This is a genomic window from Amycolatopsis saalfeldensis (assembly GCF_900110575.1).
Classification (GTDB): domain Bacteria; phylum Actinomycetota; class Actinomycetes; order Mycobacteriales; family Pseudonocardiaceae; genus Amycolatopsis; species Amycolatopsis saalfeldensis.
The window spans coordinates 529,348-545,450 of the sequence record NZ_FOEF01000002.1 but is presented as its reverse complement, the minus strand read 5'-3'; the positions used below and the strand labels follow the sequence as shown (position 1 = coordinate 545,450).

12 protein-coding genes and 1 pseudogene are annotated in these 16,103 nt (G+C 71.4%); 8 read left to right on the top strand and 5 right to left on the bottom strand.

What is annotated here, in order from left to right:
• Window positions 1-60: 60 nt before the first annotated feature.
• The 4 genes from BMY97_RS06650 to ligD all read left to right on the top strand — a co-directional run bounded on the left by BMY97_RS06650 (window position 61) and on the right by ligD (window position 6,672).
• Entirely contained in the window at window positions 61-2,106 is a 2,046-nt protein-coding gene (locus BMY97_RS06650) for an MDR family MFS transporter (protein WP_091613993.1), read from the top strand.
• Window positions 2,107-2,263: 157 nt separating this feature from the next.
• Window positions 2,264-3,748 (top strand): glycosyltransferase family protein, encoded by a 1,485-nt coding sequence (locus BMY97_RS06645; protein WP_245787183.1) that lies wholly within the window; start codon window positions 2,264-2,266, stop codon window positions 3,746-3,748.
• 54 nt (window positions 3,749-3,802) lie between these two features.
• On the top strand, window positions 3,803-5,311 hold the full coding sequence (locus BMY97_RS06640) for a hypothetical protein (protein WP_245787182.1): 1,509 nt from the start codon (window positions 3,803-3,805) through the stop codon (window positions 5,309-5,311).
• Window positions 5,312-5,730: 419 nt separating this feature from the next.
• Window positions 5,731-6,672: a non-homologous end-joining DNA ligase gene (gene ligD, locus BMY97_RS06635; protein WP_091613990.1), complete on the top strand. Its 942-nt coding sequence runs from the start codon at window positions 5,731-5,733 to the stop codon at window positions 6,670-6,672.
• A 46-nt stretch (window positions 6,673-6,718) separates the two neighbouring features.
• On the opposite strand, the pseudogene BMY97_RS06630 reads toward ligD, so the two are convergent.
• Window positions 6,719-7,024 (bottom strand): annotated as a pseudogene (locus tag BMY97_RS06630) (steroid 3-ketoacyl-CoA thiolase); the annotation flags it as partial.
• Window positions 7,025-7,191: 167 nt separating this feature from the next.
• Between BMY97_RS06630 and BMY97_RS06625 the strand changes: the two are divergent.
• From BMY97_RS06625 to BMY97_RS06610, 3 genes are all read left to right on the top strand, one after another.
• Window positions 7,192-7,629 carry a winged helix-turn-helix transcriptional regulator gene (locus tag BMY97_RS06625; RefSeq protein ID WP_091613987.1) on the top strand — a complete coding sequence of 146 codons (438 nt, stop codon included), beginning with the start codon at window positions 7,192-7,194 and terminating at the stop codon, window positions 7,627-7,629.
• A 322-nt stretch (window positions 7,630-7,951) separates the two neighbouring features.
• Window positions 7,952-11,911 carry a discoidin domain-containing protein gene (locus tag BMY97_RS06620; protein WP_091613984.1) on the top strand — a complete coding sequence of 1,320 codons (3,960 nt, stop codon included), beginning with the start codon at window positions 7,952-7,954 and terminating at the stop codon, window positions 11,909-11,911.
• A 392-nt stretch (window positions 11,912-12,303) separates the two neighbouring features.
• Window positions 12,304-13,128 carry an SDR family oxidoreductase gene (locus BMY97_RS06610; RefSeq protein WP_091614627.1) on the top strand — a complete coding sequence of 275 codons (825 nt, stop codon included), beginning with the start codon at window positions 12,304-12,306 and terminating at the stop codon, window positions 13,126-13,128.
• On the opposite strand, the gene BMY97_RS06605 is transcribed toward BMY97_RS06610, so the two are convergent.
• Together BMY97_RS06605 and BMY97_RS06600 are read right to left on the bottom strand one after the other, a co-directional pair.
• On the bottom strand, window positions 13,119-13,733 hold the full coding sequence (locus tag BMY97_RS06605) for a TetR/AcrR family transcriptional regulator (RefSeq protein WP_091613979.1): 615 nt from the start codon (window positions 13,731-13,733) through the stop codon (window positions 13,119-13,121). The two genes, BMY97_RS06610 and BMY97_RS06605, sit on opposite strands and share 10 nt — an antisense overlap.
• Before the next feature lie 256 nt (window positions 13,734-13,989).
• Entirely contained in the window at window positions 13,990-14,262 is a 273-nt protein-coding gene (locus tag BMY97_RS06600; protein WP_143086137.1) for a hypothetical protein, read from the bottom strand.
• Window positions 14,263-14,294: 32 nt separating this feature from the next.
• On the opposite strand from BMY97_RS06600, the gene BMY97_RS06595 reads away from it, so the two are divergent.
• Window positions 14,295-15,077 carry a lipase family protein gene (locus BMY97_RS06595; RefSeq protein ID WP_091613973.1) on the top strand — a complete coding sequence of 261 codons (783 nt, stop codon included), beginning with the start codon at window positions 14,295-14,297 and terminating at the stop codon, window positions 15,075-15,077.
• Window positions 15,078-15,126: 49 nt separating this feature from the next.
• Here the strand turns inward: BMY97_RS06595 and BMY97_RS06590 are convergent, their stop codons facing one another.
• Both BMY97_RS06590 and BMY97_RS06585 read right to left on the bottom strand, forming a co-directional pair.
• The gene (locus BMY97_RS06590; RefSeq protein ID WP_091613970.1) at window positions 15,127-15,330 is read right to left on the bottom strand and encodes a DUF6186 family protein; all 204 of its coding nucleotides are present in this window, start codon (window positions 15,328-15,330) and stop codon (window positions 15,127-15,129) included.
• Complete coding sequence (locus BMY97_RS06585; protein WP_091613968.1) at window positions 15,327-15,926, bottom strand: hypothetical protein; 600 nt, start codon at window positions 15,924-15,926, stop codon at window positions 15,327-15,329. The genes BMY97_RS06590 and BMY97_RS06585 overlap by 4 nt, the downstream gene beginning before the upstream one ends.
• Between the last annotated feature and the right edge of the window lie 177 nt (window positions 15,927-16,103).

Below are 16,103 nucleotides of genomic sequence, written 5' to 3'. Positions count from 1 at the left end.
GAGTGGCTATCCACAGTGGACACCGGGCAATACGGTGGACGCGAGCGCGAGGAGGGCCGCATGACCGCGACCGCTGAGGTCACAGAGGAGCCAGTGCCGGCGGGAGCCGGGATGTCGCGGCGGAAGATCAACGCGGTGTTCGCCGCGGTGCTGCTGGGCATGCTGCTCGCCGCACTGGACCAGACCATCGTGGGCACCGCGCTGCCGACCATCGTCGGGGACCTCGGCGGGGCCGGGCACCTGTCCTGGGTGGTCACCGCGTACCTGCTGGCCGAGACGATCATGACGGTGGTCATCGGCAAGCTGGGCGACCTGTTCGGGCGCAAGCTGATGTTCCAGCTGTCCGTGCTGATCTTCGGCGTCGGCTCGTTCTTCTGCGGGTTCGCCGACAGCATGACGTGGCTGATCATCTGGCGGGCGGTGCAGGGCCTGGGCGGCGGCGGGCTGATGGTCACCTCCACCGCGCTGATCGCCGACGTCGTGCCGCTGCGCGAGCGCGGCAAGTACCAGGGCGCGCTCGGTTCGGTCTTCGGCGTGGTCACCGTCGCCGGGCCGATGCTGGGCGGCTTCTTCGTCGACCACCTGTCCTGGCGGTGGGCGTTCTACGTCAACATCCCGCTGGTCGTGGTGGTGCTGGTGGTCGCGACGGCGGTGATGCCGAACGCGCGCGCCGTGGTCAAGCCGGTGATCGACTACCTCGGCATCCTGCTGATCGGCCTGGCCGCGACCGGGCTGACGCTGGTCACCAGCTGGGGCGGCACCACGTACCCGTGGGGCTCGGTGACGATCATCGGCATGGCCGTCGGCTCGCTGGTGCTGCTGGGCCTGTTCGTGCTCGTGGAGCTACGGGCGAAGGAGCCGATGCTGCCGATGCGGCTGTTCCGCAACCCGGTGTTCACCGTCGGCGGGATCATGAGCTTCGTCGTCGGCTTCGCCATGCTGGGCGCGTTGTCCTACCTGCCGACGTACATGCAGTACGTCCAGGGCGTGTCGGCCACCTCGTCCGGCGTGCGGCTGCTGCCGATGGTGCTCGCCCTGCTGTTCGCCTCGATCCTGTCCGGCAACCTGGTGAGCAAAACCGGGCGGTACAAGATCTTCCCGATGCTGGGCGCGATCGGCATGACGGCCGGGCTCTACCTGCTCTCGCGCCTCGGCCCGCACACCGGATTCTGGGAATCGGCGCTGTACATGGCCGTGCTGGGGCTGGGCATCGGCCTCGGCATGCAGGTGCTGACCATCGCCGTGCAGAACACGGTGGACTACCGCGACCTCGGCGTCGCCACGTCCGGCGTGACGTTCCTGCGGTCCATCGGCAGCTCGTTCGGCGCCGCGATCTTCGGCACGGTGTATGCGAACCAGCTCGCGCCGAACATCGCGAAGGCGGTCGCCGAGCACCCGCTGCCACCGGGGGTCGACCCGCGCGCGCTGCAGGTGCCCCAGGCGCTGCACCAGCTGCCGGCGAGTGTGTCGGAGCCGGTGATCAACGCGTACAGCCAGTCGCTGCACGTCGTGTTCCTCTCCGCCGCGCCGGTCGGGCTCGTGGCGCTGGCGCTTTCGTTCTTCCTCAAGGAGATGCCGCTGCGGGACACCTCGCGCGCGGCCGCGCCGGACCTCGGCGACGGCTTCGGCATGCCCGAGGCGCGCGACCACGACCGCGAGCTGGAGCGCGCGATCTCGACGCTGTTCTTCCGGGAGCGGCGGAAGGTCGCGCCCGCCATCGCCGAGCGCGCCGGCGCCGAGCTGGACCACGGCGGGCTCTGGTGCCTCGTGCAGGTCCACCTGCGCCGACGCCGCGGCGAGCGGGCCACGCTCCAGGCGATCGGCGAGCACTACAGCGTGCCCGCGCAGGTGCTCGAACCCGCGTTCGCGCGGCTGGAGCTGACCGGCTACCTGAGCTACTCCGGCGGCGGCTGGTCGCTCACCGACAGCGGGCAGCGCGAGTTCGGCAAGCTCGTGCGCGCGTGGAAGGACTGGATCGCCGAGCGGCTCGCGGACTGGGGCCCCGGTGGCCGGGAGGAGCTCGACGCGGCGATCGGCCGGGTCGCGGCCCGGATGCTCGACCAGAGCCGCGACACCGAGCGCGCCGGGCGCCACGCACTGGTGTGACGAGCACGGGTCCTTCCCGCCGCGCCTTAGCACGGCTGTAACGAGAGTGCTCTAAAGTCTCCGGACCATGTCGGTGGATGAGTCAGTGGTCACGATGACCGAGGGCGCGGGCAGTCGCGTCAAGCCCCGGTCGCACAGTGCCGTACGGTCACGCTCCGTGCGCTTCCGATGGTTGCCCTGGGCCGCGGCCCTGCTGGGCCTGCTGACGTTCCTGCTCGTGCGCGGGAGCCTGACCGACGACGGCTACATCACGCTGGCGTATGCGAAGAACCTCGCGATGCACGGCGAATGGGCGCTCGTGCCGGGCAGCACGGCGAACTCGGCCACCTCGCCGCTCGACGTGCTGCTGCTCGGCCTGCTCACGTTCGTCACCCGGATCAGCGGCTCGGGGCACCCGGTGTTCGCGCTCGGCGCGCTGACCGTGCTGACCAGCGGCGCGCTCGGCTGGGCCTGGCTGCGGCTGATGCGCGCGTTCAAGCTCTCCTCGTGGGTCGGGCTGCTCGGCGTGGTCCTGGTGCTGGTGAACCCGTTCCTCCTGTCGGCGACCGGGCTCGAGGTCCTGCTAGTGCCGGCGATCCTGCTCTGGCTCACCGTGTTCGCGGTCGAGGGCCGGCCGGTGCTGTTCGGCGTCGCCGCCGCGCTCACCGTGCTGACCCGGCTGGACCTGGTCGTGTTCGTCCTGGTCATCACGTTCTGCTCGGCGGGGATCCGCAAGCACTTCTGGCGGGCGTTCGGCACCGCGGTGCTGGTGTCCGCGCCGTGGTTCCTGTTCAGCTGGTTCGCGCTCGGCTCGTTCATCCCGGACACCCTGGTGATCAAGCAGGACCAGGACGGCCTGTTCGGCGCCTGGGGCTACTTCAGCGGCCCGATGATGTACTTCCTCTACCAGCCGGTGACGGTGATGCTCACCTTCGCCTCGGCGCTGGTCGGCGTGGTCGTGCTGCTGGCCTGGCTGGGCCTGCGGTTCGCGCGGCGGTGGGAGGACTTCCCGGCGCTCGCCCCGGTGGTCGGGCTCGGCGCCGGCGGCGTCCTGTACTACATCGTCTACTCGACGCTCGGGGTCGGGCCGTACCACTGGTACTACGTGACGCCGGTGGTCACCACGGGCATGTTCGCCGTGCTGCTGGCCGGGGTGTGGCTCTCGAAGGCCGGGGAGAGCCCGGAACTGCGCGCCGGCCCGCCGCGGCTGGCGCTGGGGCTCGCGTGGGCCGTCGTGGCGAGCACGATCGTGCTGGACCTGGCGCAGGGCGTGCCGTGGCCGTCGCCGGTCATCTTCGGCAACTGGGCCAGCTCCACCGACTACGCCCGCGTCGGCCAGGCGCTCGGCAAGCGGCTGAACGGCGCTTCGGTCGCCGGGCCAGGGGAAATCGGCACGCTCGCCTACTACTGCGACTGCCAGATCCTGGACGTGTTCTCCGACCGCAGCCAGGTCGCGGGCATCGTCCGCAAGCGCCTCGCGGACAGCGGTGAAGTGACCCGGCTCGGCCTGCGCATCAACTACCACTGGTTCGATCGGACGCAGCAACCGCGCCCGGTAGACTACCGGCTTCTCTACGACAAGGGCCCGGCTTCCGGCCCCGACTCGTGGACGGTGTACTCGGCGGCCAAGGGTGTCGGCCACTTCACGCTGGTGCGCGCGTAATGGGCATCGGCCCGAACCCGCGAGGTAACCCGCCCTGTGCTGTCGACCGACACCGTGCCCAGAACCTCCGAAGACCGGCCTGACCGACGGCGGTGGGTGCTGCCCGCCGTCGTCGCGGTGCTTTCGGCCGGGGCGTTCGCGCTCTTCCGGCCGCACCTGATCGACGACACTTTCATCACGCTGTCCTACGCCCGCAACCTCGCCTTCCACGGCCACTGGGGCCTGATCGAGCTGGGCACGTCGAACACCGCGACCTCGCCGCTGAGCGTGCTGGTCCTCGGCGCGCTCACCTTCGTGGTGCGCGACGCCGTGCTCGCGGCCGGGATCCTCTACGTGCTCTGCCAGGTGGTCATCGCCGCCGGGCTGCGGCGGGTGGGGGACCGGGCGGGCCTGCCGTCGTGGTTCTCGCCGCTGGCCGTCGTGCTGCTGACGGTGAACCCGCTGCTGATCTCCTCGATCGGCCTCGAGGTGGAGTTCGGCGCGGCGGCGGTGGTGGCGCTGCTGGTCTTCGCCGTGGAACGGCGGCCGGTGCTGCTCGGCGTGGCCGCCGGGGCGCTGGTGCTCATCCGCGTGGACCTGGTGCTGCTCGCGTTGGTGATCTTCTTGCTGCGCAAGCGGTTCTGGGCCGGGATGGGGAAGTCGGTGCTGGCCGCGCTGGTGGTCGCGGTGCCGTGGTTCGCCTTCAGCTGGGTGGTGCTCGGCTCGGCGGTGCCGGACACGCTGATCATCAAGACGCTGCAGAAGTCCTGGGGCGCCTACGACTTCTCGAACGGCCCGGTGCTGTACGCGGGCGACTTCCCGTGGGCGACCTGGCTTTCGTTCCTGCCGGCCGCGCTCGGGGCGCCGGCCTTCCTCGGCTGGCTGGCCACGCTCGCCCGCCGCGGCCCGGCGTCGGCCGCGCTGCTGCCGTTCGGCGCGCTCGTGCCGGCCGGCGCCGTGCACTACCTGGCGTACTCGCGGCTGCACGTGCCGCCGTACCACTGGTACTACGGGCCGAGCATCGTGGCCACCACGATCTTCCTCGCCGCGGCGATCGCCGCGCTGGCCGGGCGCGCGCCGGTCCTGGCCCGGCGCGCCGGGGGGATTCCGGCGGCGCTGGCCGCGGCCGCGCTGGTGGTCGCGAGTGCCGGCAACTACGTCTCGACGGGGCTGCCGCGGGCGTTCGCGCCGATCATGTCGAACCACACCACCACCGCGCAGTATGAGCAGATCGGCGCCGAGCTGGGCCGGCTCGTCGGCCGCGGGACGGTGCGCAGCGGCGGCGAGATCGGCGTGCTGGCCTACAGCTGCGGCTGCTCGATCGTCGACCTGTTCGACGACCGCGGCGCGGTCGGCCCGGCCATCGAGCAGCGCAAGGCGACTACGAGCGCGCTCGGCCGGAAGCTGATCGACCTGAACTTCGAGCATTTCGACTTTCGTGTGCCCCCGATCAAGCCGGAGTTCGCGCTCACCCCGACGGGGGTGGGGCAGCCGGCGCCGCTGAACCCGTTGGCGCACTGGCGGATCGCGTCCCCCTGGGCGGGCACGCAGGAGCTGTACCTGGTACGAGCGGACGGAGCCTGAGACGCACGCGATGACCCCGGTCGCGGAGGCGGGGAACTTCCCACGTCACGCTCGGCTACGCCCTGAGCCTCGCGGAGCACTTCCACGGGGGCTTGGTCGGCGCCGAGACGGCCGACTTCCCGCTGAACGTCATCCTTCGCGCTCGGGGCACGCTGACCAGGATCGCGGTCGGCTGGTCGTGGGCCCGGATCGCCCGCGCGGGTGGTGGCCGCGCCGCCGGAAATCGGGACGCTGGCGTACTTCTGTGAGTGCACGATGGTCGACACCTTCGCCGATCAGGGGCGGGTGGTCCCGCTCCCACCGGCTCCAGGGGAGCTGGGCGCGGATCTGCGGCCCGGGCACGGGTACTCGCCGGCCGCGGGGGACGGCTGGTCCGCGCCTGATCGCGGGCGGGCGCACCAGCGGCTACCGTCAGCAGCATGGCCAAAGACGCGGCGGTGGAGCTGGCGGTCGGGGACCGGACGGTGCGCCTCTCGAGCCCGGACCGGGTGTACTTCGCCGCGCGCGGCGAGACGAAGCTCGACCTCGTGCGGTACTACCTCGCCGTGGGTGACGGGATCGTCCGCGCGCTGCGCGAGCGGCCGTGCATGCTGCACCGGTTCCCGTCCGGCGTCGCGGGGCAGAAGGTGCACCAGAAGCGGGTGCCGAACGGGGCGCCGCCGTGGCTGGAGACCGTGCGGGTGCACTTCCCGCGGTACGGCCGGCACGCCGACGAGCTGTGCGTGACGGAGCTGGCCCACGTGGCGTGGGCGGTGCAGATGTCCACTGTGGAGTTCCACCCGTGGAACTCGCGCCGGGCCGACACGGAGAAGCCGGACGAGTGGCGGATCGACCTCGACCCGATGCCGGAGTGCGGTTTCGACACGGTCCGCCGGGTCGCGCACGTGGCGCACGAGGTGCTCGACGACCTCGGCGCCGTCGGCTGGCCCAAGACCTCCGGCGGCAGCGGGCTGCACATCTACGTGCGGATCGAGCCGCGGTGGGGCTTCGGCGACGTGCGCCGCGCGGCGCTGGCGTTCGCGCGCGAGGTGGAGCGGCGCGCGCCTGAGGAGGTGACCACGACCTGGTGGCGCAAGGACCGCGACCCGAAGAAGCTGTTCGTGGACTACAACCAGAACGCCCGCGACCACACGATCGCCAGCGCGTACTCGGTCCGCGGCGTGCCCGAGGCGACCGTCTCCACCCCGATCCGCTGGGACGAGGTCGACGACGTCGAGCCGCGCGAGTGCACCATCGCGACGGTGCCCGCGCGCTTCGCCGAACTGGGCGACCTGCACGCGGGCATCGACGAAACGGCCTACTCCCTGGAAACCCTGCTGGAATGGGCCGATCGCGACGGCCTGGAAGCCGAGGAGCCCTGAGCCGGCGGAGCTGAAATGCCGGCTGTCGGAGCCGTTCGATGATGGTCGCGTTGGCGAGGCCGCCGAACGCCTCGTCGACCTCGAAGGCGTCGATGTCGGGCAGCTTCAGCCCGGCCCGGTCGAGCACCTTGCGGGTGGCCGGCCACGGCGAAGGTGTGCAGCCGGGCGCGGGGCTTGAGGCCGAGTTTCTTCGCCGTGTCGCTGCTGGTGATCAGCACGGCGGCGGAGCCGTGGTTGATCGGTGACGAGTTGCCCGCCGTCACCCGCCAGCCGAGCTGCGGGAAGCGCTGTTCCCAGTGGTCCGCGCGGAAGGCCGGCTTGAGCCCCCGGCCAGAACCTCCGGCGTGGTGCCGCTGCCCATCGGCACCGGCTCATCGACTCGACGCCGGACGCGACCACCACGTCGTACGCGCCGCTGATCACGTGGTCGATCCGCGCCGATGATCACCGCTTCCGTCATGATCGGGCGGTGACATGCTAGGTTGGGTTTTCAATCTTTAGTGTACGGAGGTGGCCCGGATGGCGGCGCGCGGACGCGAGTGCTCGATCGCGGAGGCGCTCGAGGTGGTCGGCGAACGGTGGAGCCTGGTCGCGCTGCGGGAGGTCATGCTGGGGGAGCGGCGGTTCAACCAGATCGCCGAGAACACCGGCGCCAGCCGGGACATCCTCGCCGCCCGGCTGCGCAAGCTCGTCGACGCCGGCGTGCTGGAGAAGCGCCAGTACGAGGACCATCCGCCGCGGTTCGAGTACCTGCCGACCGAGGCCGCCCGCGCGCTGCAGCCGATCCTGATCGGCCTGATGCAGTGGGGTGACAAGTACGTCCACCAGGGCCCTCCGCCCACCGTGTACGGGCACGACTGCGGTGAAGAGCTGAAGCTGGCCACGTCCTGCGCCCACTGCGGCGAGCCCCTCAAGCCGGGCTCGACCCGCACCGTCCGCCTCGGCGCGGTGCGGTAGCGCCCCTTCTCGATCACCACAACACGCCGCGCGCCCCCTCGGTCGCGCGGCGTGTCCTTTTCGTGCGCCGCGAACCGTTGACTTGGGCTCGGCCGAGCTGTAACTCTTGAACTAATCTACGCAAGAAGACGACAGTTGACTGAGAATCAGCAGCAGCACCGAGGAAGATCTCGCCCCCTCGACGGAGAGGTGCCCGGTGAAGACAGTCCCCGCTGCGCGCGCGCCGCCCGCGCCTGGCTCTCCTGCCTCGTGTTCCCCTCGCTTCCGCGCCCGGCCGCGGACCCCGTCTCCCTCCCCTCCCCACGGACCTTGAGGAACGCTCATGAGACCGAAGCGACTGTTGCCGCGCGCGGCGACGTTCGCCACCCTGTCCCTCCTCTTCGCGAGCGCCGCCGTGCTCGTCCCCGCCACCGGCTCGGCCGCCCCCGCGGCCACCGCCAGCAGCTCCACGTCGTCGGCGGCGGCGCTGAACGACGGTGATCAGGACACCGTCTGGCAGAGCGCCGCCCTGCCGCAGTGGGCCCAGCTCGACCTGGGCCACGCGAGCAGCATCGACGGCGTCACCCTGAAGCTGCCCGCGAGCTGGGCGGCGCGGAAGCAGACCCTCACCCTGCTCGGCAGCCTCGACGGCGAGCAGTTCTCCACGATCGAGAACTCGGCCGGCTACACCTTCGACCCGGCCGCGAAGAACACCGTCGACGTGCACTTCGCCCCGACCATGACGCGGTACGTGCGAGTGGACGTCACCGGCAACACCGGCGCGCCGGTCGGGCAACTGTCCGAAGTGGACGCCCATCCCTCGGCCGTCGGCCCGGCCGCCGCGGCGACCTACACCGCGTCCAGCTCACTGGGCGACTACCCGGTGGCGAACGCCGCCGACGGCAACCAGGCCAGCTACTGGGAGAGCGAGAACAACGCGTTCCCGCAATGGGTCCAGGCCGATCTCGGCTCGGCGGTCAGCACCAGCCGGGTGGTCCTGAAACTGCCGTCCGGCTGGGACGCCCGCACCGAGACGCTCTCGGTCCAGGGCAGCACGGACGGCTCGTCGTTCAGCACGCTCGTCGCTTCGGCGGGCTACCGCTTCGACCCCGCGTCCGGCAACACCGCGACGATCGACTTCTCCGCGACGACCACCCGTTACGTGCGGCTGAACGTCACGGCCAACACCGGCTGGCCCGCCGCGCAGCTCTCGGAGTTCGAGGTGCACGGCCCGGCGACGGGTGACACGCAGGCGCCGTCCGCGCCCGGAAACCTCGCCTTCACCCAGCCGGCCACCGGGCAGATCCGCCTGACCTGGACCGCGGCGACCGACAACGTCGGCGTGACCGGCTATGACGTCTACGCGAACAACGTCCTGCGAAGCAGCGTGGCCGGCAACGTGCTGACCTACACCGACAGCCAGCCCGACGGCACCACGGTGGCATACTTCGTGCGGGCCAAGGACGCGGCGGGCAACCAGTCCGGCAACAGCGCGACCGTGACCCGCGCCGGCAGCCAGGCCGGCACGAACCTCGCGCTGGGCAAGCCGATCACGGCTTCGTCCACCGAGCTCGCCTTCGTCGCGGCGAACGCGAACGACAACAACCTGGCCACCTACTGGGAGGGCGGCGGCGGGACCTTCCCGAACCTGCTGACCGTCGCGCTCGGCTCGAACGCCGACGTGAACCAGGTCGTGGTGAAGCTCAACCCGGACGGCTCGTGGGGCGACCGGAGCCAGACGTTCGCGGTCGAGGGCCGCGAGCAGGCGTCTTCGGCCTTCACCACGCTGGTGGCGTCGGCGAGCTACGCGTTCAGCCCGTCCACCGGCAACACGGTGACCATCCCGCTCAGCGGCCGGGTCGCCGACGTCCGCCTGCGCTTCACCGCGAACACCGGCGCCGGCGGCGGCCAGGCCGCGGAGTTCCAGGTCTTCGGCGTGCCCGCGCCGAACCCGGACCTGACCGTCACGAACCTGGCCTGGACGCCGTCCGCGCCGGTCGAGTCCGACCCGGTGACCGTCTCCGCGACGGTGCGCAACGCCGGGACGCTGGCCTCCGGGGCCACCGACGTGAACCTGTACCTGGGCACCACCAAGGTCGGCACCGCACAGGTCGGCGCGCTCGCCGCGGGCGCGTCCACCACCGTTTCGGCGGGCATCGGCACCCGTGACGCGGGCAGCTACCAGCTCACCGCGAAGGTGGACGAGGACAACAAGGTCATCGAGCAGAACGAGGGCAACAACAGCTTCACGGCGCCGGACCCGCTGGTCGTCACCCCCGTGCAGAGCTCCGACCTGGTGCCGGCCACCGGCTGGACGCCGAACAACCCGTCCGCGGGCAACGCCGTCACCTTCTCCACTTCGCTGAAGAACAACGGTTCGGTCGCTTCGGCGGGCGGCGCGCACGGGATCACCGTGACCGTCTCGGACGCGACCAGCGGCGCGGTGGTCAAGACGCTCACCGGCTCGTACTCCGGCGCGATCGCGGCCGGCGGGTCGGCCGGCGCGGTGAACCTCGGCACCTGGACGGCGGGCGACGGCAAGTACACCGTGAAGACGGTGGTGGCCGTGGACGCCAACGAGCTGCCGGTCAAGCAGGCCAACAACACCGTGACCCAGTCGCTGTTCGTGGGCCGCGGCGCGAACCTGCCGTACGACTCCTACGAGGCGGAAGACGGCGTGGTCGCGGGCGGCGCGCAGGTGATCGGGCCGAACCGGACGATCGGCGACCTCGCGGGCGAGGCTTCGGGCCGCAAGGCCGTCACGCTGAACTCGACCGGCAGCTCGGTCGAGTTCACCACGCGGGCGGCGACGAACACCCTCGTCACGCGGTTCTCCATCCCGGACTCCGCGGGCGGCGGCGGGATCAGCTCCTCGCTGGACGTCTACGTCAACGGCACCTTCCTCAAGGCGATCGACCTCACCTCGCACTACGCGTGGCTCTACGGCGCGGAAACCGGGCCGGGCAACTCGCCCGGAGCGGCCAGCCCGCGGCACATCTACGACGAGGCGAGCATGCTGCTCGGCACCACCGTCCCGGCGGGCAGCAAGATCAAACTGCAGAAGGACGCGGCCAACACCACCGACTACGCGATCGACTTCATCAACCTGGAGCAGGCGGCCGCGCAGGCGAACCCGGACCCGGCGCACTACGCGGTGCCGGCCGGCTTCACCCAGCAGGACGTGCAGAACGCGCTGGACAAGGCCCGTCAGGACAGCACGCTCACCGGCGTCTACCTGCCGGCGGGCGACTACCAGATGTCGGGCAAGGTCCAGGTGTACGGCAAGGCGCTCAAGGTGATCGGCGCCGGGCCGTGGTTCACCCGTTTCCTCGCGCCATCGGGCCAGGAGAACACCGACATCGGGTTCCGCGCGGACGCGACGGCGAACGGGACCACGTTCTCCGGCTTCGCGGTGTTCGGCAACTACACCTCGCGGATCGACGGCCCCGGCAAGGTGTTCGACCTGTCCAACGTCTCGAACCTGACCATCGACGACATCTGGGTGGAGCACCAGGTGTGCATGCTGTGGGGCACCAATGTGGACGGCACGACCATCCAGAACTCCCGCGTCCGCGACACTTTCGCGGACGGGATCAACCTCACCAACGGCAGCACCGGCAACCACGTGACCAATGTGGAGGCGCGTTCCACCGGTGACGACAGCTTCGCGCTGTTCGCCGCCACCGACAACAACCCGGGCAACCAGTACGACAACGTGTTCGAGAACCTCACCGCGCTGCTCCCGTGGCGCGCGGCGGGCCTGGCGGTGTACGGGGGTTACAACAACACCTTCCGCAACCTCTACATCGCCGACACGCTGGCGTACTCCGGCGTCACCATCTCGTCGCTCGACTTCGGCTACCCGTTCCTCGGCTTCGGCCCACAACCGACGACGGTGCAGAACGCGTCGATCGTCCGGGCCGGCGGCCACTTCTGGGGCGCGCAGACGTTCCCCGGGATCTGGATGTTCTCGGCGTCGAAGGAGTTCCGCGGCATCCGGGTGTCCGATGTGGACATCTCCGGCCCGACCTACAGCGGCATCATGTTCCAGACGAACTACGTCGGCGGGCAGGCGCAGAACACGTTCCAGGACACCCAGCTGACGAACATCAGCATCACGGGCGCCCAGCGCAGCGGGGACGCGTATGACGCGAAGTCCGGCTTCGGGCTGTGGGCCAACGAGCTGCCGGAGGCGGGCCAGGGCCCGGCCGTCGGCTCGGTGACCTTCACCAACCTGACCATGAGCGGCAACTACCAGGACATCAAGAACACGACCAGCACCTTCACGATCAACCGCAACTAGCCCGGGTTCTCCCGATGACGGGGCCCGCCGGATTCGTTCCGGCGGGCCCCGTCCTGCCCGGGGTTGTTTTCCGGGCCGCAGGGGGCAAAGGTGGCGGGATGGCTCACTGGCAGGGGTCCGAGCCCCAGCAGGGGGTGCCACGGAGAGCGAGTTTCTGGCTCGCCGTCACGGCGACGATCGTGGCGGTGGGGTTTGCCCTGCTCCTGCTCCCGGGACCGAGGTGGTATGACTGGCTGACGGTCGCGGCGCTGGTCCTGGTGGCGACCGGTTGGTGGATCGCCTGGTTCCGGGCCGGCAGGCCCCGTTGAGCGCTGCCGGGGGCGCCGTAGCCGTGCCAGGATGGCCGGGTGGAGCCGCCCGGGGCGGGCGGTGGAGTCGGGAAGGTGGCCGGAGTGCCGGAACGGATCCTGGTGACCGGGGCGACCGGTCAGCTCGGCCGGGTGGTCTTGGAGCGGCTGGCGGGGGAACGCGTGCGCGCGTTGAGCCGTCGCCGGCACACCTCGAACGCCGCGGATCGAAACGGCGGCGGTCGCGGCGGCGCGAAGGACCCGAGTGGCGGCGGCGTGGACTGGGTGGTCGGCGACCTGCGGACCGGGCGTGGGATCAACACCGCCCTCGCCGGCGCCGACGTGATCGTCCACTGTGCCACCGACTACCGGCGCGAGGTCGAGGCCGTGCGCACGCTGGTGGAGGCCGCGCGGTGGACCGGCATGCTGCCGCACCTGGTGTACGTCTCGATCGTCGGCGTCGACCGGGTGCCGATGGGGTACTACCGGGCGAAGCTGGCGGCCGAGGAGCTGATCGCGGGTTCCGGGCTGCCGTACACGATCCTGCGCGCGACGCAGTTCCACTCGCTGGTCCGGACGATCCTGGCGGGCGCGGCGCGGCTGCCGGTGCTCGCGGTGCCTTCGTGGCGGTTCCAGCCGGTGGACGTCCGCGACGTCGCCGGGCGGCTGGCCGAGCTGGCCCTCGGCGAGCCCGCGGGGCGGGCGCCGGACTTCGGCGGGCCCGAGGTGCGCCCGGCCGCGGACCTCGCGCGCCGCTTGCTCGCCGCGTCGGGGCGCAGCCGCCGCGTGGTGCCGTTTCGCTTGCCGGGCAAGCTTTTCGGTGCGTACGCCGCGGGCGGGAACCTCGCGCCGGACCACGCGGACGGGGTGATCACGTTCGCGCAGTACTTGGCGGAGCGGGCGGATCCGGCTTCGCTGCGCTACCGCTGACCTCGCGGGGTCACCAGGAGTTTCAGCACGTCGCTGAACAGCGTGTCCGGCACGGCGGCGGCCTCGACCCCGCGTTCCACGGCCAGCCCGTTGGACAGCGCGAGCACCACCACGGCCAGCTGCTCCGGCGGCAGCGGCAGGTCGAGGCCGTGCTGCGCCGCGGCCTTGGCGATCGCCCCGGTGACGGCCTCGCGCAGCTGGGCGCGGCGCCGCGCGAGTCCGCTGTGGACGGTCGGGTTCCGCATCGCGATGCCCCAGTACTCCAGCAGGAGCCGGTGCCACGTCGCGTCGGTGTCGATGCCGCTCGCCAGCCGCGCGCCGGCTTCGGTGGTGGCTTCGTCGAGGTCGGCCAGGTCGCCGAACACCGTGGTGGCCGAGTGCATCCGCTCGACGATGTGCTCCTCCATGATCGTCAGCACGAGGTCGTCGCGGCCGGCGAAGTTCGAGTAGACGGCGCCCTTGGTCAGCCCGGCCGCGGCGGCGATCTCGTTCAGCGAGGTCGCCGCGATGCCCTGGCGGGCGAACACCTCGGTGGCGGCGTCGATGATCCGCCGGCGGGTCTCGGCCCGCGTCGGGCGGCGGCGTGGGGCAGGGGAGGCAGCCATGGCTGCCACGCTACAACCCCCTCACCTGGAGGTTTTTCATTGACTGTGATCCAGGTCATCTGGTAAGCCTCCTACTCGATACCGGTCGGTATCGAGTAGGAGGTCCCGTGCCCACTGTCAGCGTCGACATCCGCCGAAAGCTCTCCGCGCTCGCCAGCACCCTCGCCGCCGTGGCGCTCACCGCCACGGCCCTGACCGCCGCCGCGCCGCCCGGGGCCGCCGCGGCGCTGCCGCCGAAGCCCTCGGACGACCCGTTCTACGCCCAGCCCGCGCCGTTCCCGGACGCCCCGCCGGGCGCCGTGCTCGACTCGCGCCCGGTCACCGTCCGCGCGCTCGCCCTGCCCGTGCCCGTCCAGGCCTGGCAGGTGAAGTACCGCTCCGACGACACCCGCGGCCACCCGATCGCGGACGTCGCCACGATCCTGCAGCCGGCCGGGCCCGCGCCGTCCGGCGGCCGGAAGCTCGTGTCGTACCAGACCGCGCAGGACGGGCTCAGCACCGACTGCGCGCCGTCGTACGCGCTGGCCACCGGCACCACTCCCGGCCGAGGAGCTGGCCCTGATGCTGCCGCTGGTGGCCGCCGGGTACACCGTGGTCACGGCCGATTACGAGGGGCCGGATTCGGAGTGGACGGCCTCGGTCACCACCGCCCACGGGGTGCTCGACGGCATCCGCGCGGCCCAGTCGTTCGGCCCGGCCGGGCTCGCGGGCCCGGCCACGCCGACCGGGCTGATCGGCTACTCGGGCGGCGCGCTCGCGAGTGAGTGGGCCAACGAGATCCAGCCGTCTTACGCGCCGGAGCTGAAGTTCGCCGGCGTCGCGGCGGGCGGGGTGCCCGCGGACCTCGGTTACGTCGCGCGGCGCATCGATGGCGGGCCGCTTTCGGGGATCTACATCGGCGCCGCGGTCGGGCTCAGCCGCGCGTATCCGGAGATCAACACCGACCAGTTGCTGAACGCGGCCGGCAAGCAGGCCTGGGCCGACACCGGGAAGCAGTGCATCAACCAGTTCAGCGTGAGCCAGGCGTTCCGCAAGATGAGCGACTACACGACGGTGCCGCAGCTGCTCGACGTGCCCGCGGTGCGGCAGGTGATCGCCGAGAACACCATGGGCCGCTTCAAGCCCGGCTCGCCGATCTACTTCTACCAGGGCATCTTCGACGAGCTGGCGCTCACGCCGCCGGTGGACAAGCTCGTGGAAACCTATTGCGCCCAAGGGGTTCCGGTGCAGTACAACCGGATCCCGGTCGGCGACCACGTGACGGTCGCGGTGCAGGGCGCGCCCGGCGCGCTGGCCTACCTGCACGACCGGCTGGACGGCAAGCCCGCGCCCAGCAACTGCTGAACCGTGACGAGCGGCGGTCCGGCTCGGGGCAGGGCCGGACCGCCGCTCGTCAGCTCTGCACGAAGAAGTGCCAGCCGACCCACCACCACGCGAGCACGAGCGCGATCCGCGTCGAGCGCTTGCGCATCAGCGCGGCCAGCACGGTGGTCAGCGGCGGGATCTTCTTCGGGAACAGGTGGCTCGCGCCCCACAGGGCGACCGCGGCGAACACGATCACGCCGAACCCGATCTCGGTGACCAGCCTGCTGTTCACGCCCGCCTCCTCGCCGCCGCGGCCCGCAGCATGGCCAGGCCGGCGGCCACCCAGACGCCGAGCGCCAGCGCCTGCACGACGCGGTTGTCCAGCATCGGGTCGACCAGGTCGCTCATCGTGGGGTGGGTGAGCGAAAGGCCGCCGGCGGCCTGCTCGTAGACGAACGAAACCAGCTCCCAGACGCACCAGCCGACGGCCACCGCGACCCAGACCCAGCCGCGCTTCGGCGCCGGGTCCGTCGCCGGCACGGACGGCTCCCGCCACTCCAGGACCAGCGCGCCGAGCCCGATCGCCGAGACGGTCAGGAGCATCGGCACGGTCTCGCGGCCGAACACCAGCGCCACCAGCGCGACGGCCACGACCAGGCTCGGGCCGGGCAGCCGCGTCGGCGCGTCCGGCAGCGCCCCTTCGGCGGGTCCGTGCCGCTCGGTGAACAGCAGCAGCACGGCGGCGGCGAAGAAGATCAGCGCATCCGCCGGCGCGCCCCGGATCCAGTGCGCCAGCGCGGCGATGACCAGCCCGGCCATCGGCAGGTCCACGGCGAGCCGGCTGCGGCGGAACTCGGCCGGCCGGTCTTCGGGAGAGTGGAAAGCCATCTGCGACGTGCCCCTTCGCGTGCCGGTCCTGCCCCATGGCAACACCGGATCGTCGGCGTGGCTTCCCCTGCGAGGTGTGATCTGATCGCCGCCCCCTGCGCTGGGCAAACGGCGCCGGCGCGGAGGTTGATGCGGAAGATTCTTGACCGGGTTCGGCCAGACATCATATGTTTGCCG